This is a genomic window from Pseudoalteromonas sp. P1-9 (assembly GCF_001399975.1).
GTDB lineage: Bacteria > Pseudomonadota > Gammaproteobacteria > Enterobacterales > Alteromonadaceae > Pseudoalteromonas.
In genome coordinates this window covers 1-228 of record NZ_LKBD01000194.1, presented here as the reverse complement: position 1 = coordinate 228, position 228 = coordinate 1, and the positions used below count along the sequence as shown (strand labels likewise).

The following is a 228-nucleotide window of genomic DNA, read 5'->3' as shown; positions in this document are numbered from 1 at the left end:
GCTTTGCTACTTTTGCGTTTTTGATGTCTTGTGCAAATGCTTCTAGCGACTTGCCGTTACATAAAATATTTTCAGCAGCTTTACGTACGTTTTTGTTTTCCTGCTTAAGTAAGCGACGTAATTTACCATCTTGCTCATTTGCTGCTGCAGCGCAGATTTTTGACGATAAGCTATTGTCTGATGGTGTTACTTTAGCGGCTGCGTTGAAAGATAAAATGCTTGCTGCTG

General features: G+C 40.4%; 1 protein-coding gene. It reads right to left on the bottom strand.

Features of this window, described 5'->3' with window-relative positions; translation table 11 throughout:
• A partial coding sequence (locus AN214_RS22135; protein WP_152960871.1) for a DUF3718 domain-containing protein occupies window positions 1-228 on the bottom strand: 228 nt, incomplete at both ends.